Consider the following 20,309-nt stretch of genomic DNA (forward strand, 5'->3'; position numbering starts at 1 on the left):
AGGGCTACGATGAACGATTATCTCTCACTGCTAAATCCAGAACAACAATCAGCTGTAACTAACATAGATAGACCAGTTTTGATACTGGCAGGAGCCGGGACGGGAAAAACAAGAACGATTACTTCAAGAATAGCACACATAATTAGAAACGGTCACGCTTATTCTGATGAGATATTAGCAGTTACATTTACAAATAAAGCAGCAAATGAGATGGTATCAAGGGTACTTGAGCTAACGGGCACAAACATACCATGGCTTGGCACTTTCCATGCAATTGCAGCAAAAATCTTGCGCCTGCACGCAGAAATTGTGGGCTTAAACCCCAATTTTACAATCATTGGTGTGGATGACCAATTACAGGTAATAAAAAATATTATCAATGAAATAAATCCTGATTACCTATCAGAAAAATGTAAGACCATTATGAATATTATTCAGCAATGGAAAGAGAAGTGCTTATTGCCATCTGAAGTGGAAGATATTCAATCATTTAGGCCAGTATATGTAACTGCACTCAAAGTCTATCACCAGTATCAGGAAAGGTTGAAATTCCTTAATTCTGTCGATTTTGGTGACTTATTGCTATATAACATACAGCTCTTTAATCAAAAGACCGAAGTTCTGTCCTACTACCAAAACAAGTTTAAATATGTTATGGTAGATGAATATCAAGATACAAATGCGATACAATATCTTTGGCTAAAATACCTTGCAAAAGAGCACTCAAATATTTGCTGTGTAGGAGATGATGACCAGTCGATATATAGTTGGCGTGGTGCAGAAGTTGAAAATATTTTGAAGTTTTCTGATGATTTTAAAAATGCAAAAACCGTTAAACTAGAGTGTAACTACAGGTCAACATCCCACATACTTGCAACTGCGTCATATGTTATCAATCACAATAAGACTCGCTTAGAAAAAAAATTGTGGACAACAAACATTGAAGGGGAAAAGGTAAATCTAATAAAATTATGGGATGGGAAAGCTGAAGCAAGGTTCATAAGCGAACAGATATTGAAACTCAATAAATACAGATTTAGTGACATTGCAGTGCTGGTAAGGGCCACTTTTCAAACTAGAGTTCTCGAAGAGTATTTTATAAAATATTCAATTCCCTACAAGATTATAAGTGGCGTAAAATTCTACGAACGTCAGGAAGTCAGGGATATAATTGCATATTTAAGACTTGTTACAAACAATAACGATGACTTAGCTTTCGAAAGGATAGTAAATCGGCCAAAAAGAAGCATAGGAGCTACAACTCTAAAGAAAATATACACGACTGCTCAGGATAACAAAATTTCTTTTTTTGAGGCAGCAAAAATATTAGTTAATAGTAATCAGGTAACCGAAAGAATTAAACTCTCACTCAACGATTTTTTAAATAAAATTAAAGCTTGGGAAGAAATAGTAAGCGTAAAACCACTGCATGAATTCGTTAAAATCGTAGCAAACCAATCAGGATATATTGAAATGCTTGAAAATGAGGAGGTAACAGGCTTAGCACGAATAGAAAATGTTAAAGAGCTCATCTCATCTTTAAAAAATTTCGATAATGCCACAACTTTCTTGGAGCATATAAGTCTGGTGATGGAAGTGGATAATATGAATAACGATGACACCGTATATGTTATGACTCTTCATGCAGCCAAAGGACTTGAATTCCAGTGCGTGTTTCTACCTGGTTGGGAAGAGGGATTATTTCCTCATCAAAGATCTTTTGATGACAAAAGTGGTAAAGCTTTAGAAGAAGAAAGGAGACTCGCATATGTTGGCATAACCAGAGCCAAAGAAAGGTTAATCATTTCATGTGCAGATAGGAGGGAAATTAACAACCAGTGGCAACCGATGCGCACTTCTCGGTTCATTAAAGAATTGCCAAGAGAAAATGTTGAGGTAATTAAAAGCAACATTGCCTACTGTTGAAGCTATAATTGCAGATAAACATATCTTACAAATCTGAATTACTTTAACTATATGTTTCTCCTGGCAAAAATTCTGTAACCGTTCACACTTAATTCTTCAATCTCATACCAATTTCTATTACATAACAAACAAATAGACAATAGAAGTGAGAAGGTTATACTAAGGCAGTATAATGATGGAGTTTTGGAATGGCATTGGTATCAGGTTGCAATTTTAGCTTACATTATGCCAATCTTTCTTCAATTGCTGCTCGCATAAATTCTGCCTGTCTTTTAGTTCTGCAGTGCACTATCGCATCATCCACATATCTTTCAAATGGTACTGTTGGGTGATTTTGTTTCATCCATATATCAAATGCATGGTGCATAAATATGTTTGAAATGATTGGGCTTATTGAACCTCCTTGCGGAACTCCTTTTTTCCCTAACTACCTTACTGCCATCTGCTTGCTGAATAGGGGATTTCATCCACCTTTCAACATACAGTATGACCCATTTGCAGTCTGTGTGCTTCTTGATAGCCTGCAGTGCTAAATTGTGGTCCAGATTGTCGAAAAATCCTGTAACATCAACAGCTTTCTTGGTAATCGTATCCTGTCTCCAATAAACAGCGGTTTTGCTATGTATCCTTGATCAGCAAAAAACTTACGTAAAGTTGGAGCCTTGTATTTAGCTTGAGTGAAAAGATTTAGAGCACCATCACGATCTTGAACACTTGCACTATAAACATCAGCCGCAATAATTAAGCCCACTGTATCTACAACAATATGACGTTTTCTACCCTTTATTTTTTTTTCAGCATCATATCCTCTGGATCCCCTTTTTGAGTGGTTTTTACTGATTGACTGTCAATTATTCCTACTGAAGGTGTTTCATTTTTACCAAACATTTTTCTTACCTCTTTTACTAGCATATTATGTATTTTTTCCAATTTGCCATTACTACGTCACCTGAGAAAATAGTCATACACCGTCTTCCATGGAGGAAAATCTTTCGGCAGCATTCTCCATTGACAACCACCTCTCATTATATACCTTATTGCATTAATAATTGTTCTGATATTGTGCTTTCTTGGCCTCCCTATCTTTCCTTGTGCAACATGTGGCTCCAAAATTTCCCATTCCTTATCACTTATATCACTTGGATACAATTTTCCCTCCTATTTTTTACTTACACTATCATATTTTTTTCCTCATTCCTTTTTAAGACATACTCTTAGACAACTGGACGTCAAGCCTATCCTAGTGCTGCATATCAAGCTCATACTCAGTATGTAAATCTTTGACTAAAGCTACAGCGCATTCTTTTTGAACAATTATACTGATTTTGATTTCAGATGTTGTGATAGCAAGTATTTCTATCTTTTTTTCGCTTAAAACCTTGAGTGTGCGGTGCATCACTTCAGTGTTAGACATAACACCAATACCAATTATTGAAATTTTAGCTACATTATCGTTTATAGCATAATTTTCATTCTTATTCAGTAACTTTTCCATTAAATCAATATCAAATTTGGAGATAACAAAACTTGACCCATGTATCATATCAATTTTAACGTTTGCTCCTGCTATATCTCTTAAAGTACGCAAGTTATTTGCAAGGTTAGTGAAAGTTACAAGAGCTTCATTAGTGCTATAAGTTATTCCAGTAATTAAGTATCTCTCTAGTACATCCCTTTTGTGTAGCACTGTGGTGCCTTCTACTTCCTTAAAAGTGGATAGCACTTGCACTTTAATGTTATGTTTCATTGCAAGTTGTACTGAACGATTATGCAGTATTTTAGCACCAGATGACGACATTTCCAACATTTCATCGTAAGAGATAAATTTGAGCTTGCGTGCCTTTGGAACAATTCTCGGGTCTGCTGTATATATTCCATCAATATCAGTAAAAATTTCGCAAGTTCTAACACCAAAGGCTACCGCGAAGGCAACTGCTGATATATCAGAGCCTCCTCTTCCAAAAGTAGTGATTCTATCATCATTTATACCCTGAAAACCAGCAATGATCGCAGCAGTATAACCCTCAGCAAAAGATCTTTTCACACGTTCAATCTTTATTGTTTTTATTTTAGACTCAGAATAAAAATCATCAGTTACAATTGGTAACTGCCAGGCAAGCCACGATTTAGCATTAACTCCGATCGATTGGAGAGTGATAGCTAATAGACCGCAAGAGATTTGTTCTCCTGCTGAAAGCATAACGTCATACTCTGATAACTCTTGTCTATAACTTAAATTTGAGATTTGCCTAGCCTGAAAAACCACTTGGTCAGTAAATCCTGCAACAGCAGATACAACAACGATTACATTACAACCTTTCTCAATATCGTTTTTTATCAAATTTGCAACTCGGTTTAAATCAGTTAGCGAAGTCCCACCAAATTTTTTTATGATTATTTTGTCCATAGTTACAATATAACTCTCTTCTGAAGAAAAATATAGTTTTTGTAGAGATAGCAGCTTGCAAGCCATTCAGAAAAGGGAAGACAAAGCTATAGCTAACGCGTCATACCACGATTCATTCCATAGCTGTACGAACATTCATTTTTGAAGGTAAATTGCACAGCAAATGGTGTCATCCCAGTGCCTAGACACTGGGATCCAGAAGACTTAATTTCAACCAAGTGGCTGCATAATAAAGGCTGGATTCCAGTGCCAAGCACTGGAATGACACCCTCCCTTGTGGAAATTGCTCTCAAATCACAATGTTCGTACAGCTATGGATTCATTCGCGGTATAGATTCCGCTAACTAGTAGCGGAATGACGAATTTGTTGTTTTAAAATTGTCAGTAAATCTAAGTCAGTTTAGCTATATAGCACGAACTAAACCACTAAGCAGCAGAAGACCTTGCATGACCTCCAAAAAATGTTTTTACTCTTTCAAGATAAGTAAGTGGTTCTGCAGGAATTTCTATCTCGTCTATCTTATAAGATATTGCTGCATCTATGACTTCATCTGTTATTAATTCTCTTAGCCTTTGTTTTATTTGCCCTCTCCGAATATGTTCTCCATAGTCGTTATAAAACTTTACATATAATTCCTTAAACACAAATTCTTTCATAGCATCTCTTGTATAAGAAATGCCATCCTTTACTTCATCACTCACGCTGCTCAAATCCACCCCAGAACTTGGTGAATACAAATTATCAAAATTTTCTTTCAAAACTTTTATTTTATGGTAGTGCTTATCCACATATTTCTCAAGAAATCTTTTAGTAGCATCACTAGCCAACTTTCCTATTGGCTGAGGCTCTAGTTGAGCTGCAAAATTATTTTCCGCTTTAAGACCACTTAATGCATAAATGATACGGTTGAGCATTCCAGGACCACATTGGCGATTACTTTCCTCAAAGCGAACCAGTAATATAGACTTCAATAATTCTATATCTGCATTTTGCTTTCTTGCCGCAATTAAAACTAAATTTATAGCCTGTGTCAATGTCAATCCGGTTTGTGAATCTGCCCAATTTACCCACTCCCCAGTTTCATAACCATCCAATCTTAGATAAGGTTCTATCATTCGTTTTTGCTGACTTGTTAAACCGCTTATATAACTTTTAAACTCTTCATCCAACTCATTTAACGGCGTACCATGTTCTTCCTTTAATTTTTTGGCACATTCAATAACGCTTTGCTGAAAACTTCTAGTATGAACGCTCTGACTACTAGTACCCACATCACTTACATTAAACAAAAAGCTTAGCTGCTTTACATTCAAACCCAAAGGTGAAAAGAGTTTTACTGATGGATATTTTATTAACTCAAGAAGTGCTACTGGAATTAGCAGTGCATAATTTAACAATAATAAACCAAAATTAAATATAAGAAACCCACGTAGAGCTGATACCTTTGATGCAATATACAAAAATGGAAGCTGTAGGTAATATATCAAGTGTATACTGAAGAATAAGATTTTGTCCTTTAATTTTATTGTTGGATCTTTATAAACCTCAAACAACATGCTATTGCTATCAATATTGTTGTTTTTAAAGGAGGTATAGTTGTTTATGATCTTCTCTTGCAAGGGAAGAAGCATTTTATTCAGGCAAATAAACGCAGCAATAACAATAAAACCTGTAGCCAAAAATGCTAGTGCAGGGCTAGAAGTGCTTGTAGATAAATAGGCATAAAGACCATCAACAATTAAGTTTTTGTATAATCTTTCAAAGGGACGAACTAGAATCGGGTCAAGGATATAGTTAACAAGAAGATTTAAATAATACACGAGAAACAAAAGTGCAATCAAAAATGCAATAATACTACAAACAACCAAAAATGCTTTTAATCTCGGATTCATAACCCCCTCTTAATAATCTGTTAATATAATCTATTTTAGGAATAAATTGAAAAAAATGCAAGTTTTTATGTTAAAAGATCAATTGAAATTTCTGAGTTTAGGGTATATTGTTAATCTATTTAGATAAGAATTATTGTGTCAAATAAAATAGGTTTTTGGGCTATTTTTGCCTTAGTGATTAGCAGCCAAATTGGCTCTGGAATTTTTATGCTTCCAATTAGCCTTGCTCCATATGGCATGTATAGCCTTATAAGCTGGATAATATCAGGGCTTGGTGCTATATCTCTTGCTTTAGTTTTTGCCTCACTCTGCGCAAAATTTCCGGAAACGGGTGGCCCTCACGTCTATGTAAAGCATGCTTTTGGCCCTGCTGCAGCTTTTTTTGTTGGTTGGACGTATTGGGTGATCTCATGGGTTAGCACAACAGCCGTAATAGTTGTGGGTGTTGGTTATCTTACACCATTTTTCCATGAAGATATTCAAAACGTACATCTGTTTTTAGAGATGTTATTACTTACAATTATTACACTAATAAATTTTAGAGGAGTAGCTACTGCTGGACGTGTTGAGTTTTTATTGACGGTGATAAAAATTTCTGTATTGCTTGTAATACCTATAGCAGCATTGTTTTTTTTTGATAGAAATAACTTCATCATAAGTGAAGAAATATCAAATCTTACAACATCGCAGATTCTTGCCCGTTCTACACTTATTACTCTATGGGGTTTTATTGGAGTTGAATTGGCAACAGCACCTGCAGGGTCAGTTGATAATCCAGCTAGAACAATACCAAGAGCTGTGGTACTTGGAACAATCTCTGTTGCTGTTGTGTATTTTATCAACAATCTTGCAATTATGGGATTAATAAATGGCAATGATTTAGCAAGTTCAAGAGCACCATATGTTGACGCAATAAAAATTATGGCCTCTGGCAATTGGCACTTGATTATTTCTATAACTGCGTTCATTTTTTGTGTTGGTACTTTAAACGCTTGGGTACTAGCTAGTGGACAAGTGGCCCTTGGCCTTGCAAAAGATAAACTGATGCCACAGTTTTTTGCTCAAAGAAACAAGCACGGTTCTCCTTTCTGGGGCATAACAACTAGCTCAGTTGGAACTGCAACTTTACTAATCCTCACTTCAAGCAACAATTTTGCTAAGCAGATCACATCAATTATCGACTTTTCTGTAGTTTCATTTTTATTTGTTTACCTTGCATGCAGTCTTGCTTTTCTCAAAGTTATTGTGCAAGAAAAGAGTTGTTACAAATTTTTAATTGGCAGTATAGCAACAACCTTTTGCTGCTGGGTAATATTTGAAACTTCTGTGAATACCTTGCTGATCGCAAGCTTATTCACTGCAAGTGGCGTACCTCTTTATTTATTTTGGTATCGCAGAGTTTCTGTATAGCAAATGTTATGTATCTGTTCAGCAGAGTGGCAAAATAAGGTAGACGAGAAAAGACAACTATAGGAAGAAATGGGTGTCATGCCAGTGCGTGACACTGGCATCCAGTTCTTTCGCGCAGTTCCATCAAAAACGTTGTAAAGGATTAATCGCTTTCGTGTTTACCAACTTAGTGCCCAATCTGGATCCCAGATACTGTCTCTGCTGTCAAACAAATTATCCAACAAAATTACAATTAAATGGTTGATTATTTTTAAGAATACCAAAAAAGACATGCATTAATTTTCGCATTAACGCAAGAACTATGACTTTTGGACATTTGCCTTTACTTGCTAGACGCTGACAAAACTTTTGAAAATGATTATTATGGTTTTTGACTACTATAGCTGGCATATAAAGAGCTTTTCGAATACGCTCAGATCCTATTTTGCATATGCAACTTCTCTTACTTACTGACGATCCCGATTGATAATGTCCTGGATTTAGACCAGCAAAAGCTGTAAATTGTTTAGCATTGTCAAAGTTATCAACTGATGGCATTTCTGCGACAACAGCAACAGCAGTAAGATATCCTATACCTTTTATAGTCTTAAGGTTTTCCACCATATTTTTTAGATGTGGATAGTTATTTATATGCTCATTAATTTCTTTTTCGAGAACAATAATTTGCTCCTCTATTGCCAAAATTACTTTAGATATAGCTTCTTTGCAACTGGAATGCATATTTTTGTTTTCCAAGCGATTTGTCTGTTGCACCTTATCATCTTTTAGCGATTGCATGCAACGGTAAAGCTCCCTCAAATGCCTCATTTTAGGTGCAATGGGCTTCCAAAGAGCAGGTTTGTTGGCGATACAAAATCTAGCTATCATAGCTGCATCTGATTTATCTGTCTTATTTTTGAGCAGCTCACTTTTGCCAAAAGCTTTCTGGGTTTACTATACTGACATTATGTCCTAAATCGTGCATAAAAGTAGCCAAATCTTCTCCATACCAACTAGTTGCTTCAAGACATAAATGAGTAAGATTTGCTCCATGGCCATTGCACCAAACTACAAGTTTTGCAAAACCATCTTGATTATTTTGAAAGACTTTGTGTCGTTTTTTACTGTCCACTAACAAACAAACATCAAATTTCTTTTTTGAAATATCCACACCCAAAATAGCATTTACTTGCATAAAATTGCCTCCAAGACTATAAATAAACTGAGAGTTTAGACTAACCTTGTAATACGGGATATAATTCCAAAAGATACTGTTCAGTCTTTAACTCTATGGGAGGGAAGCAAAATCTGGCTTAATGGCATTAGTGTCGCATCAGCTTCACCCTCCCTGTGAGGTATTTTAGCTCTAATGCCTCACATCATAAAGATACAAGTGTCACGCACTGGGATGACGAGAAAGGAGCACTGGAATTTTTGTTTCAATATTTGTACATGAGCCATGCATCTGAACAGATACAATGTTATAACTAGAGATAATTTTTAAATGATTGATATTTATGAACTACGACTTTTCTTGTTGTCCACTTGTTCAACATTACCCTTCTCAAGTTTACTATCTACTTCTTTTGTGTGTTCATCATCTATACTAGTTTCATCTTTTATCTTACTAGGGTAATCTTCCTGCGATTTTTTATATGCTTCCATGTTGTCATATATAGGGTTACTGATGATTTCTATTTTTTCAGGTGTGAAAATCCTTGCTAAAAATCTCCTTATTATTGGTATTGACCTTAAGAGATCTCTTAGCTTTGAAGATCCTTGTCTTTTGTTTAGAGACTGTTGGTCTATTTTAGAGGTTTTTACACCATACTTTTTATCATCAAAATTTATTGTAGGCTTTCTTTTATTCGAAAGAACACTTTGGGCCTTTGATCCATTGGTTCCTTCAGGCCCTTGAGGTGTAGACATTGCAGGTTTAACCTTAGTTTCATCGTATTCCTTACTCATCTTTCATTTCATTATGTAATATTACTAATATTGCATAATAATAGCTAAATTACAATTAATTGCAAGGTAAAAATATTAAAACAATTGTAAATTTTGTCAGTAAAAATATAATAGAACTTTAAAATTAGAGGTTTATCTATATGAGATACAAAATTGCTGTTATTGGAGCAACCGGAAGAGTAGGGCGTGAGGTATTAAGCACGCTTACTGAATTTCAAGATGAGGCGATAGATTGCGTTATTGCACTTGCATCGAAAAAATCAGAAGGGAAGAAGGTGAGCTTTGGTGACAAAGAGTTAACAGTTTTATGCCTTGAGGATTATGACTTCGTTGGAACTAATGTAGCCATTTTCTGTGCTGGATCTCATGTTTCTGAAGAGTATGTACCAATTGCAACACAGGCTGGATGCATCGTGATAGATAACAGTTCCCATTTTAGAATGAAAGAGGGTGTGCCACTCATTATTCCAGAGATTAATAAAGAAAAAATTATGGAATATAAAAACCACAACATAATATCCAATCCAAACTGTACTACAATACAGATGCTGCTAGTACTACATCTATTACACCAAAAAGCAAAAATAAAGAGAATCGTTGCTTCAACTTATCAATCAACTTCTGGTGCAGGCAAAGCAGCAATGGATGAGCTCTATGACCAGACAAAAAAAATCTTTATGAACGAAGCTAAAAAACCCAAGATATTCTCTAAGCAAATAGCATTCAATTGCATTCCCCATGTAGGAGAATTCATGGAAAATGGCTCTACAGAAGAGGAATGGAAAATGCAAGAGGAGACAAAAAAAATTTTAGAGGAAGATATAAAAGTTACTGCAACTTGTGTAAGGGTACCCGTTTTTATCGGTCACGCTATGGCAGTAAATGTGGAATTTGATCAACATATCACTGAAGAACAAGCTCGTGAAGTGCTAAGTGAAGCCGAAGATAGTGGAGTTTTAGTGTACAACAGGCGTGAAGATAGTGAATACATAACTCAAATTGATGTTGTACAGGAGAATGCTGTATATGTATCGCGTATTAGAAGAGACAATACTGTTGAGCACGGATTAAATATGTGGATAGTGGCTGACAACCTGCGCAAAGGCGCAGCATTAAATATAGTGCAGATTCTTGAGATTTTGATAAGAGAGCATTTGTCAATCAAGTGCATATAGAGCGCACGTACGTTGTAATTCGAAGGAAATTGTATATCACATGGCAGCGCGTGACGCTGGAATGGCTTTGTTGCATCGCTACTTATGAAAGGCTAACTATAATTAGGATTATAAGCAACTTATTGAAAATCTTGTTTTTTTTGCAATCAATCTGATCAAATTTAAGAATAGTAACTTGTTATTTATATTAATAAATTTAATTCTATTGAAAATAGCTAAAGCATTGAAATTCTTGAATTTTAGCCGGATTAGTGAGTGGTAGTGAAATTTCTTTTACTCAAAATTAGGTATTCACTGACCGTTCTTGTTATAAATACCAGATAATAAGCTACTGATATTCTCCACCTTTTTTATCTTTAATCCATCATAGCTAGCGATGCAACAAAGCCGGCTGGATTCCAGTGTCAAGCACTGGAATGACACCATTTGCTGTGCAGTTTACCTTCAAAAATGAATGTTCGTACAGCTATGGAATAAATCGCGGTATGACGGTTCGCAGCGGTATAGTAACTCGTCACCCCGCTATTTGTTAGCGGCTGAGATACCGCGGCGGTATGACGTAGAAGCTATACTTTTATACTCACCAACTCAGTATCCAATCTGGATCCAAGTAGTCAAGCTATTCGGATGACACCCTCATAAAGTGAAATGAGATCCCGCTAACACGTAGCGGGATGACGGGAAAAGAGGTACTGGGAGACATCCTTCCTGGTAGACCCAAATCACAATGTTCGCACAGTTGTGCGTCACGCGCTGCCGAACACTGTATGGTTATACAAGAAAAATTAAGGCTTAAAAGGAATTTTAAGTATCAGGACTCAAGGTTTTTATTCCTTCTTAATAAAACATAAAAAGCCCCTTTACCACCATGTTTTTTCGTAGCTTGTTGGTAGTATAGAACCATATGCTGGATTTTAGTGTCATTTAACCATTTATTTAAGTTACTCTTTATAGTGTCTGTTTTGTTTGTTGCACTGCCGTATCCCGTAATTACCAATAAACATCTATTTCCTGCTCGATAATTTTTGATAATAAAATCTATCAATTTACAGTAAGCATCCTCTATATTATAGCCATGCAAATCGAGCTTATCGCTTATAAAATATTTACCCCTATCAACTTTTGATTTTGTGTTTTGGTCAAGACAAAATGATGAGTTACTATTATTGGTATTAAGAAAATTCCCTTGTAAGTCGGAGGTACCTTTATCAACCATAGACTTTATATTTACTTTATGATCAACTTTCAAAGTAACTTTTCCACATTTTATTGGCTTAACATTTTTTTGCCAATCCAACTCATCGTCCGACATAAACGCATTAATCGAATTGTATAATTTTACAACAATATTCAAACATAGTAAAATGTTGCTTATTCTATAAAAACCCGATTTTCAATAATACGATGAAATCGTCAAAAACTAATGAGAATTTTTGGCTGTATGGAAAGCACACCTGCATGTCAGCACTGAAGAATAAAAATAGGCGGTGTATAGAACTGTTAGTAACAGAAAATTTCTATAGAGAACACGAAAAAGAAATTAAGCAATATGCAAATAGTAAGGGCATTAAAGTTCGATTAGTAGAAAACAAAATACTTAATGACGTTTTACCCAAAGGTGCTAACCATCAAGGAATTGCTTTAAATGTTGCCCCTATTCTTTATAACTTAAGCATCGAAGAAGTAGCTGAAAGCTCAAACGACAGTTCTACTATAGTCATTTTAGATCAAGTCACTGACACGCACAATATTGGATCAATTTTAAGAACTTCAGCTTGTTTTAATGTCGACGCATTGGTTTTACCACATAACCATTCACCGAGTGAAAATGCATCTATTGCAAAAGCAGCAAGTGGGGCTTTAGATATTATTCCGCTAATATACGTTACAAATATAGTAAAAACTATGCAGTATTTAAAAAAGGTCGGCTACTGGTGTTACGGGTTTGATTGCAATGCTAAAGAAAATATAGATGAAATAAAGAGTTTTGAGAAAAAAAGAGTAATTATTTTTGGTTCTGAAGAGAAAGGAATGCGGAGGTTAGTTAAAGAAAATTGTGATTATCTTTTAAAAATCCCAATGTCAAATGCAATTAACAGTTTAAATGTTTCAAACGCAGCAGCAATAGGCCTATATTCTATTTATATTAAAACAAATGCCAGCGCATAGCTGTTTATAATAAAAACACTTGATAAAAATATGGTTTTATATTATAATGTGTTAAGTAATGGATAAAAGGAGTTATATTATGTCTTATATGAGAAATGAACAGGATATTCGCTCTCAAGGCGTTTATTATAGTGCTGGGCTTAGAAGTTACCTAACTAAAGTATATAATTACATGGCTTTAGCTTTGGGCGTCACAGGGCTTGTTGCATTTTTAACAGTATTTTCTGGTCTTTTTCAAGTAATTTATTCTAATCCCGTTCTATCGCTTGTGGTAATGTTATCTCCGGTTGCATTGGTGTTCTACATGTCTTATAGAATTCAACACCTAAGTGCTCAGTCTGCCGTTACTATATTTTTCTCGTTCTCAGTGTTAATGGGGCTTTCCTTATCTTATGTTTTTATAGTTTATACTGCAGAAAATATAGCAAGGGCGTTTTTCATTACATCAATCATGTTTAGCTCTATGGCTTTATATGGCAATACTACAAAAAGAGATCTTACAAGTATGGGCTCTTTCTTGATTATGGGAGTTTGGGGGTTAATCATTGCGTCTATAGTAAATTTATTTCTTGGAAGTAGTCCTCTCCACTTTGCAATATCGTTCATATCAGTAATAGTCTTTACCTTAATGACTGCGTATGATGCTCAAAGAATCAAGGACGTTTATTATAAACATAATGACGGATCAGAAGTTGCTACTACTAAATTGGCAATACTCGGTGCAACTAATCTTTATTTTGACTTTATTAATATATTTCTCAATCTACTCAGGTTACTTAACTTGTTCAACAATAGGGATTAGATGTTTTCCTTTTTAAGGAAAGGCAGTAAGAATTCTATAGTTTTCTTTTTAGTATCTTTAGTTGTGTCGATGATATGTCTTGCATATGCATCGGTACCTCTATATAGCATTTTCTGTAAAGCTACTGGGTATGGTGGCACAATAAGAAAAGTAACTAACACAACAACAAATATAACTAACCAAAAGATCAGGGTCCATTTCAATGCTGATATAATGTCCGATCTACCTTGGGAGTTTAAATCAGAAACTAACTACGTTGACGTAAACATAGGAGAACAAAGTTTAGCGTTTTATTACGCAAAAAATCTATCTGATCAGCCTTCATTTGGTATGGCGGTGTATAATGTTACGCCTTTCAAAGCAGGTAAGTATTTCAATAAAGTTGCATGCTTTTGTTTTGAAGAGCAAATGTTGCTACCAAAACAAAAAGCAGCTATGCCCGTATCTTTCTATATAGATCCTGAGATAATGCTTGATAGTAATACAAAAGATTTGGGCGAAATAACACTATCATACACGTTCTTTAAGCTTAAGTAACAGAATGTTTGCAAACCGTGTCATTTCAGTAATCAATAGGGTGTCATCCAAGTAGCTGACACTGGAATGACAGGAGGTAACGCAAGAAGTCTATTGATTGTGAAAACAATAACTTTGCAAAATATTAATTGTTAGATAACATAATCAAAGTTTTTATCTTAATATTCATCATGGTTAGAGCTATACAAATTAAAAAAACTGGGGGACCAGAAGTATTAGAATTTGTAGATAAGAGTATAGGTGAGCCAAAAGGCGAGGAAGTTTTAGTACGTCACACAACTATCGGCTTAAATCGTTATGATTTAGAGCACAGAAAAGGTACGCGCAAAATTAAAAATTTACCATCAGTGCTTGGGGTAGAAGCAGTGGGAGTTATTGAAAAGCTTGGTAAAAAAATCAGTGATGGATTGAAGGTTGGAGACAGAGTTGGATATTGCACAGCTCCTCCAGGGGCATATTGTGAAAAGCGCATTATACACCAGAAATATCTGATAAAAATTCCAGATGACATATCTGATGAAGTTGCTGCTGCAGTGCTGTTTAAAGGTATGACAGCTCACTATTTAGTTAATCAATCTTATAAAGTTAGGCCTGGTGCTTTCGTGCTAGTTCATGGGGCTAATGGTGGTTTAGGACAAATAATATGCCAATGGGCAAAGGATAAAAAAGGTGTAGTGATAGGTTCTGTAAGCTCTGATGAAAAAATGAAGATAGCTTTACAAAGTGGCTGCACATACGCAATAAACTACAATGATAAAGACTTCGTTTCTAAAGTTATGGAGATTACGCAAAACAGAGGAGTAGGTGCAGTGTATGACCCTATAGGTTACGCTACAAGCAAGCTTTCTTTTGAATCTTTAGGCAGGTTCGGCATATACGTTTCCTATGGGCAGATATCAGGTAACGCTCCTATTAGTTTTTCTTTACTTAGTTCACGTTCGTTATTTGCAACTGGAACCTCAATATACCATTATAAGCATGATAGATTCACATTAGTGCTTACCACAATGGAAATCTTCGAGATGATAAGAAAAAAACTTTTAACTGTACGGATCAATAAAAAATATAAATTTGATGAAATAATTCAAGCACATCGTGATATGGAAAATAGAAAAGCGAATGGGTTAAATATTATCAAAATCTCTTAAATAAATTAGTAATTTAAACTAACCATTCATTAAGTCATATCAACTAGAACTTCACATATTTAATTCTCCTTTTGGAGGAATTAAAAGCATATAGCTAAACTGACTTAGATTTACCGACAACCGTCATCCCGCTACGTGTTAGCGGAATCTATACCGCGAATAGACTTCTTGCATAACCCAAATTAAGTAGAAAAAGGTATCATCCGAGTAACTGACACTGGTTCCTTTATAACGGTAGTAGCCCCCCTTCTCCTGTCATTCCAGTGCTCCCTTTCTTGTCATCCAAGTAGCTGACACTGGGATGGCTTTGTTGCATCACACTTTATGAGATGGTGATTTATGGTAAATTCATGTAACTATCTCAAATTTAGCCATACCAATATCAGTGAACTTATTGAGCAAATAGCATTTAACAAGTAGTTCCTTCTCTCTATTTGTCTCAGATTTATTCCTAAAACTAAACCCGAATGTTTGTTTCAGTCGCGAGAAAAAACTTTCTATATAAGATCTTTTTCCATAACTCATCTCTTTTTTCCACTTCTTTATACCATCTTCATCATATGACTTTATGAGCTTGACTGCAGAATTTCTCTCAGCCATATAGTCTAACTTTGGATGCTCTGCTGCGTTGTTTTTCGGAGGAATTTTCGTTTTTATACCATATTGATTACACAGCTTATAGAGCTTTTCTCTGTCATATGCCCTATCTGCATATAGTACTTTTATGACATACTGAAAATCGACTTCTTTTAGCAAATCACAAGCTCCATAGGGATCAGCCGTTACTGTATTTTACAGCTATGGCTTTTTTGTTGTTTATATTCAACATTACGTGCAATTTTCTCGTTTGCTCATAGCCACGATATTTTCTGTCAGTGCTATTTTCCTTGCTGTGTGTTGTTGTATATACTAATTCCTGCACTGTCTATAGCAATTTCGATATCTTCCATATTATTTTCTGCAATCATTTATCTTAATATTAAGTTTCTTTTGATGCTTGTGAATAGCTGCAAATCTCTTCCTATTTGTTGCAAATACCCTTTTATAAACCCGACTGTTTGTCTTAAACCAATTCTAAAGAAACTGACGATTATATGCACCAAAATCACAACTTTATCACTATAAATATAGTTGCCGCCCTGCATTTTTGGACAATTCTCGTACCAATTTTCTATGGCGTCATTGATATAACAAAAAATGCTTCCTCTTTCTTGGAGAAATTTGTTATATTCATGGCAGTTACTGACTCTCATTTTTTGTGGCATATTTTTTCTTCAACAGTTAAATGGCTATTTATAATGAATTTTGTCAGTAACTGCCAGTTCTTTTCACTTGAGCGATGCAACAAAGCCCACTGGGATCCAGTTTCACCTTGTGATGGTGTCATGAAAGTAGCTGACACTGGTTTCCATCCAAGACGGTGTCATTCCTTACTATTACCCACAAATATAAATGGACTAAAAAGTAAAATATTACAATATTAAAGTTTGCAAATATTGAGGGTGTAAAATGGCAAGTAAAAGTAGTGAATGGGCTAAAAATGAATTTGGAGATAAAAGGTTAACTGAGCGATTAGTAAAGATTGCTGATATGTTTGACAAAATTACCTGAAAGTTAGATTAATCAAGCATGTGAAAGTTGGTCAGAAGCAAAAACAGCATAACGTTTTTTTCAAAATGAGAATGTAAAAGAAAGTGATATTTTAGCTACACATATTAATAAGACGGTTGAGAGAACAAAAGCTCACAAGAGGGTTCTTGTCATTCAAGATACCAGTTACATTGTATATAATAACCATAAAAAAACAAGCGGATTAGCAAATTTGTCCAGTTATGATACTGCAAAAGGTATTATAATGCATACAGCTCTTGCCGTTAGTATAGAAGGTTTGGTACTAGGGATACTAGATCAAAAAGTTTATTCAAGACCTGAAGAAACTGAGAACCTTAAAAAAAAGAGCGATCGCATTGAAGATAAAGAAAGCGTAAAGTGGTTGGAAACTTTAAGAAAAACAAATAATATTATTGATCCAACTCAAACTGAGACTATAACTGTATGCGATAGAGAAGCAGATATATATGACTTTTTTGAGCTTGCACATAATCTTAATTCGGCAGTGCTAGTTAGAGCATGCAGAGATAGAGCAGTAAATAGAAAATCTCGATATCCTGAAAAAGGTGAGCAGAAGTTATGGGCATTTATTAAATCCTCTCATTGTGCAGGTACGGTAGAAGTTGAAGTTCCTGTAAAAGATAATAAGCCAAAAAGAACAGCACGTTTGGAAGTTAGATTTGGAAAGTTTATGATGAATCCATCTAAGAATAATATTAGGCATAAGACGGAAGAACTACCTAAATTACCACTTTATGCAGTTTATGTTGTTGAGAAAACTCCCCTTCCCTTAAAAAAAACCGCTAGAATGGATGCTATTAACGAATCTTTCAGTTAATACTTTCGATGAAGCTGTTGAAAAAATTAGTTGGTATCAACTATGTTTTTTAAAAATTTTTTTATTTGTGTAATTTTGCAAATTATATGGGCAATAAAAACCCGTTTGTCATAGAAATAGAATTTTATATCAAACAGCTACCACAGCAATTTCTGCTTAAGCTAATGAATATGTGCTTTAAGTCTGTGTGGACGCACATATTCATTAGCCAATTTCAGTTACCGCTGTGAAGATTTTTAAGTATGCAAATTAATTGCTTCTTTAAGTCTTGTATTAGCAATTACTATAATTTTACGCATTAGGGCTGTTATAGCCACCATCTTCTTCTTACCACTTTCAACAAGCTTAGAATAAAAGGCGCCAAGTATAGATTTTGACCTTGTAGCAGCCATAGCGGCTGTAAAGAGCTTTGAACGAACGTTACTTCTACCACCTGTAATCCTTCGGTAACCAACAGCTTTACCACTTTCTTTTGGATGCGGTGCAACTCCGGCAAGACTTGCTACTTCTTTTCTATTTAAGTAACCAAGCTCTGGCATTAAACACAAAAAATCTTGTGATAACTTTTCCAGGAACTGTTTTAAGAATTTTTTGGCGTTGTTGTAATTCGCGGCTTTCATCAATAATCTTTTGTATAGTATCATTGAGTTCGTTTATTTGACTATCGAAAAACTCAATGGTCTTTTGACAGCTTTCTTTTATATGATCATTTTCCGGTGCTTCAAGTCTGCATTTTTCTTGAGTTCTCATTTGCGTAATATCATCACGACGTTGACAAAGTGCAGCCAAAGTTGATTGTTCTGTAGAGGTAGGTACAAATAGAGAGATAGTTCTATGGCGTTCAAATCCATATTGAGCAAGAGCTCTTGCATCTAGACTTTGCTAAAGTTCCGTGAGATAAAATAAAGCTTTTTACTTTACGAGTATTAGCTCGATGCACGGCAATATTTTTGTCGGTAAGAAAATGTGATAAGCCAAGCTCATATTTCCCTGTATTTTCTAAAGTCACTAAAGCATTAGGTAGAATATCTGAAAACTCTTGAAATAATTGTTGCCAACCAGAAGCATTATTATCAAATTCGACAGCATTCTTCTGTTTGTGAATTGCAACGATATTTTTAAATTTTCCGATGTCAATGCCAATAAAATTTTGATAAGATGTAACCATAATAAATCTCGATAGTTTTAGTTAATTTAAGATTGTAAACGGGTGCATATATATGTCCCAAGCAACTATTCAAACGTATCGAGAGATAGGGCTAGCGTACCTTGATACCAACGGTTGTAATACCAATTTCCTTTCGGTCGCGCACGCCCGCTATTCCTAGTGAGCAGGGTTATCTTTCTCTCTTATCTCTTTTATATCACGTTTTTAACTTACAATTGCCTTAGATGGAAAATAGAGATATTACATAAAATTTTAAATCCGGTCTCAAAGTTGAAGAATGTAGGCTTGGAATAGCAGAAAGACTAATGAGATATCTAACAGTTATGAGTATTATTGCTTGGAGGATCTTCTTTATTACATCAATTGCAAGAGCTAACCCAACATTACCATGTACTACCTTATTAGCTGAAGAAGAATGGAAAGTTTTATACGTTAAAATACACAGAAAACCATGTCCAAGTGTAGTTCCCAACATAAAAGAAGCTGTTTCATGAACTTGGAGGCCATTTAGCAAGAAAAAATGACCCAAAACCAGGACCAATTACTCTTTGGAAAGGATATAAACGTCTCTTTGATTTAGCAGAAGGATGGCGACTTGCTCACGAACTTTATATTTGTGGGTAATAGTAAGATTTGATATGCTGCCAACACTTATGTTCAAATTAAAAATGTCATTTATGATACTAGCCACTTCACGCTTTGAGTTTTTGTAAAATTCGCTGAGTGCTGCAATTATAGACTTAACCCTTGGACCAAATGTATCTGGCGTAACACCTTCTGGTAACTTGCTACTTTTTCTTTTTCTGCATCTCCAACAACGACCATGTTCCAATTACTACATAAGGCCTAATTTCCGGAAGATCAACTTTTTGGTGAACATAAGGTTTTTCGCATATTACAAGCTCTCCTCCGCATTCGCAAATATTAGGCAACTCTATTTTTACTACTTTATCCGCTTCCATTGTGGCATGAAAATTTCCTTTATGCCCAACCTGATCGCCAACATTCCTTTCGCTTTTTGGCTTGTCCTTTTTTATTTTGTATAGCTCTTTTGAGCTGGGCAGGGATGAGTTTTTTGAATTTAAACCAAGCCTTTCCTTTAATTCAGCGTTCTCTATCTTTAAAGCTTTATTTTCTGCTTTTAAGTTTTCTATCTCTGCTTTCAGTTTTTCTATTTTTTGCTGTAAATTTTTGCAAAGTTCTCAAAGGTTTACCACATTACCTCACTTTTGCTCTATGATTATCTTTATTATCTTGCTTTGTCTACCTTATTCTACC

At 35.1% G+C, this 20,309-nt stretch carries 19 protein-coding genes and 6 pseudogenes; 10 read left to right on the forward strand and 15 right to left on the reverse strand.

Going from position 1 to position 20,309, the window contains the following annotated elements; all coding sequences use genetic code 11:
• The first annotated feature begins 9 nt into the window (after positions 1 to 9).
• The gene (locus ABL518_RS00175; RefSeq protein ID WP_095742784.1) at positions 10 to 1,926 is read left to right on the forward strand and encodes an ATP-dependent helicase; all 1,917 of its coding nucleotides are present in this window, start codon (positions 10 to 12) and stop codon (positions 1,924 to 1,926) included.
• Positions 1,927 to 2,149: 223 nt separating this feature from the next.
• Here the strand turns inward: ABL518_RS00175 and ABL518_RS00180 are convergent, their stop codons facing one another.
• The 7 genes from ABL518_RS00180 to ABL518_RS00205 all read right to left on the reverse strand — a co-directional run bounded on the left by ABL518_RS00180 (position 2,150) and on the right by ABL518_RS00205 (position 6,226).
• A complete protein-coding gene (locus tag ABL518_RS00180) occupies positions 2,150 to 2,293 on the reverse strand; it encodes a Putative reverse transcriptase (protein WP_022626389.1) in 144 nt (47 codons plus the stop codon).
• Positions 2,294 to 2,455: 162 nt separating this feature from the next.
• Positions 2,456 to 2,767, reverse strand: a complete 312-nt coding sequence (locus tag ABL518_RS06515; RefSeq protein WP_095742785.1) for a transposase — start codon at positions 2,765 to 2,767, stop codon at positions 2,456 to 2,458.
• Positions 2,710 to 2,838 carry a hypothetical protein gene (locus tag ABL518_RS00185; RefSeq protein WP_255317429.1) on the reverse strand — a complete coding sequence of 43 codons (129 nt, stop codon included), beginning with the start codon at positions 2,836 to 2,838 and terminating at the stop codon, positions 2,710 to 2,712. Before ABL518_RS00185 ends, ABL518_RS06515 begins: the two co-directional genes overlap by 58 nt.
• A gap of 33 nt (positions 2,839 to 2,871) precedes the next feature.
• Entirely contained in the window at positions 2,872 to 3,075 is a 204-nt protein-coding gene (locus ABL518_RS00190; RefSeq protein ID WP_007549940.1) for an IS5 family transposase, read from the reverse strand.
• Positions 3,076 to 3,166: 91 nt separating this feature from the next.
• A complete protein-coding gene (locus ABL518_RS00195) occupies positions 3,167 to 4,333 on the reverse strand; it encodes an aspartate kinase (RefSeq protein ID WP_348994380.1) in 1,167 nt (388 codons plus the stop codon).
• Positions 4,334 to 4,425: 92 nt separating this feature from the next.
• The gene (locus ABL518_RS06520; RefSeq protein WP_010962949.1) at positions 4,426 to 4,626 is read right to left on the reverse strand and encodes a hypothetical protein; all 201 of its coding nucleotides are present in this window, start codon (positions 4,624 to 4,626) and stop codon (positions 4,426 to 4,428) included.
• Between the two features lie 133 nt (positions 4,627 to 4,759).
• Complete coding sequence (locus tag ABL518_RS00205; protein WP_010082344.1) at positions 4,760 to 6,226, reverse strand: hypothetical protein; 1,467 nt, start codon at positions 6,224 to 6,226, stop codon at positions 4,760 to 4,762.
• A gap of 135 nt (positions 6,227 to 6,361) precedes the next feature.
• Here ABL518_RS00205 and ABL518_RS00210 point away from each other — a divergent pair, with 135 nt between their 5' ends.
• Entirely contained in the window at positions 6,362 to 7,636 is a 1,275-nt protein-coding gene (locus tag ABL518_RS00210) for an APC family permease (protein WP_010082345.1), read from the forward strand.
• 213 nt (positions 7,637 to 7,849) lie between these two features.
• Here the strand turns inward: ABL518_RS00210 and ABL518_RS00215 are convergent, their stop codons facing one another.
• From ABL518_RS00215 to ABL518_RS00225, 3 genes and pseudogenes are all read right to left on the reverse strand, one after another.
• Positions 7,850 to 8,443 carry a transposase gene (locus ABL518_RS00215; RefSeq protein ID WP_341820549.1) on the reverse strand — a complete coding sequence of 198 codons (594 nt, stop codon included), beginning with the start codon at positions 8,441 to 8,443 and terminating at the stop codon, positions 7,850 to 7,852.
• A pseudogene (locus tag ABL518_RS00220) lies at positions 8,426 to 8,810 on the reverse strand (IS110 family transposase); the annotation flags it as partial. The gene ABL518_RS00215 and the pseudogene ABL518_RS00220, both read right to left, overlap by 18 nt.
• Before the next feature lie 320 nt (positions 8,811 to 9,130).
• Positions 9,131 to 9,583, reverse strand: coding sequence for a hypothetical protein (locus tag ABL518_RS00225; RefSeq protein ID WP_010082347.1), 453 nt, complete (start codon positions 9,581 to 9,583; stop codon positions 9,131 to 9,133).
• Between the two features lie 140 nt (positions 9,584 to 9,723).
• Between ABL518_RS00225 and ABL518_RS00230 the strand changes: the two genes are divergently transcribed.
• Positions 9,724 to 10,758 carry an aspartate-semialdehyde dehydrogenase gene (locus ABL518_RS00230; protein ID WP_095742786.1) on the forward strand — a complete coding sequence of 345 codons (1,035 nt, stop codon included), beginning with the start codon at positions 9,724 to 9,726 and terminating at the stop codon, positions 10,756 to 10,758.
• Between the two features lie 811 nt (positions 10,759 to 11,569).
• On the opposite strand, the gene ABL518_RS00235 is transcribed toward ABL518_RS00230, so the two are convergent.
• Complete coding sequence (locus ABL518_RS00235; protein WP_010082340.1) at positions 11,570 to 12,070, reverse strand: Smr/MutS family protein; 501 nt, start codon at positions 12,068 to 12,070, stop codon at positions 11,570 to 11,572.
• A 92-nt stretch (positions 12,071 to 12,162) separates the two neighbouring features.
• On the opposite strand from ABL518_RS00235, the gene rlmB reads away from it, so the two are divergent.
• The 4 genes from rlmB (at position 12,163) to ABL518_RS00255 (ending at position 15,414) form a co-directional block, all read left to right on the forward strand.
• Positions 12,163 to 12,927, forward strand: coding sequence for a 23S rRNA (guanosine(2251)-2'-O)-methyltransferase RlmB (gene rlmB / locus ABL518_RS00240; RefSeq protein ID WP_010082341.1), 765 nt, complete (start codon positions 12,163 to 12,165; stop codon positions 12,925 to 12,927).
• Between the two features lie 79 nt (positions 12,928 to 13,006).
• Positions 13,007 to 13,729: a Bax inhibitor-1/YccA family protein gene (locus ABL518_RS00245; RefSeq protein ID WP_095742787.1), complete on the forward strand. Its 723-nt coding sequence runs from the start codon at positions 13,007 to 13,009 to the stop codon at positions 13,727 to 13,729.
• Positions 13,730 to 14,266, forward strand: a complete 537-nt coding sequence (locus tag ABL518_RS00250; protein WP_010082343.1) for a cytochrome c oxidase assembly protein — start codon at positions 13,730 to 13,732, stop codon at positions 14,264 to 14,266.
• A gap of 170 nt (positions 14,267 to 14,436) precedes the next feature.
• Positions 14,437 to 15,414, forward strand: coding sequence for a quinone oxidoreductase family protein (locus ABL518_RS00255; protein WP_010082359.1), 978 nt, complete (start codon positions 14,437 to 14,439; stop codon positions 15,412 to 15,414).
• Positions 15,415 to 15,762: 348 nt separating this feature from the next.
• On the opposite strand, the pseudogene ABL518_RS00260 reads toward ABL518_RS00255, so the two are convergent.
• Both ABL518_RS00260 and ABL518_RS00265 read right to left on the reverse strand, forming a co-directional pair.
• Positions 15,763 to 16,179 (reverse strand): annotated as a pseudogene (locus ABL518_RS00260) (transposase); the annotation flags it as partial.
• Between the two features lie 203 nt (positions 16,180 to 16,382).
• Entirely contained in the window at positions 16,383 to 16,613 is a 231-nt protein-coding gene (locus tag ABL518_RS00265) for a transposase (RefSeq protein WP_227738638.1), read from the reverse strand.
• Here ABL518_RS00265 and ABL518_RS00270 point away from each other — a divergent pair.
• A complete protein-coding gene (locus ABL518_RS00270; RefSeq protein WP_179943772.1) occupies positions 16,509 to 16,898 on the forward strand; it encodes a hypothetical protein in 390 nt (129 codons plus the stop codon). The genes ABL518_RS00265 and ABL518_RS00270 overlap by 105 nt on opposite strands.
• A gap of 25 nt (positions 16,899 to 16,923) precedes the next feature.
• Positions 16,924 to 17,906 (forward strand): annotated as a pseudogene (locus ABL518_RS00275) (IS4 family transposase); the annotation flags it as partial.
• Between the two features lie 193 nt (positions 17,907 to 18,099).
• Here the strand turns inward: ABL518_RS00275 and ABL518_RS00280 are convergent.
• Positions 18,100 to 19,031, reverse strand: a pseudogene (locus tag ABL518_RS00280) (IS110 family transposase).
• Positions 19,032 to 19,247: 216 nt separating this feature from the next.
• Here ABL518_RS00280 and ABL518_RS00285 point away from each other — a divergent pair.
• Positions 19,248 to 19,655, forward strand: a pseudogene (locus tag ABL518_RS00285) (IS4 family transposase); the annotation flags it as partial.
• A gap of 7 nt (positions 19,656 to 19,662) precedes the next feature.
• Here ABL518_RS00285 and ABL518_RS00290 read toward each other — a convergent pair.
• Positions 19,663 to 20,206, reverse strand: a pseudogene (locus ABL518_RS00290) (DUF6444 domain-containing protein); the annotation flags it as partial.
• Between the last annotated feature and the right edge of the window lie 103 nt (positions 20,207 to 20,309).

Source organism: Wolbachia endosymbiont of Drosophila willistoni (assembly GCF_040084705.1).
GTDB lineage: Bacteria > Pseudomonadota > Alphaproteobacteria > Rickettsiales > Anaplasmataceae > Wolbachia > Wolbachia pipientis.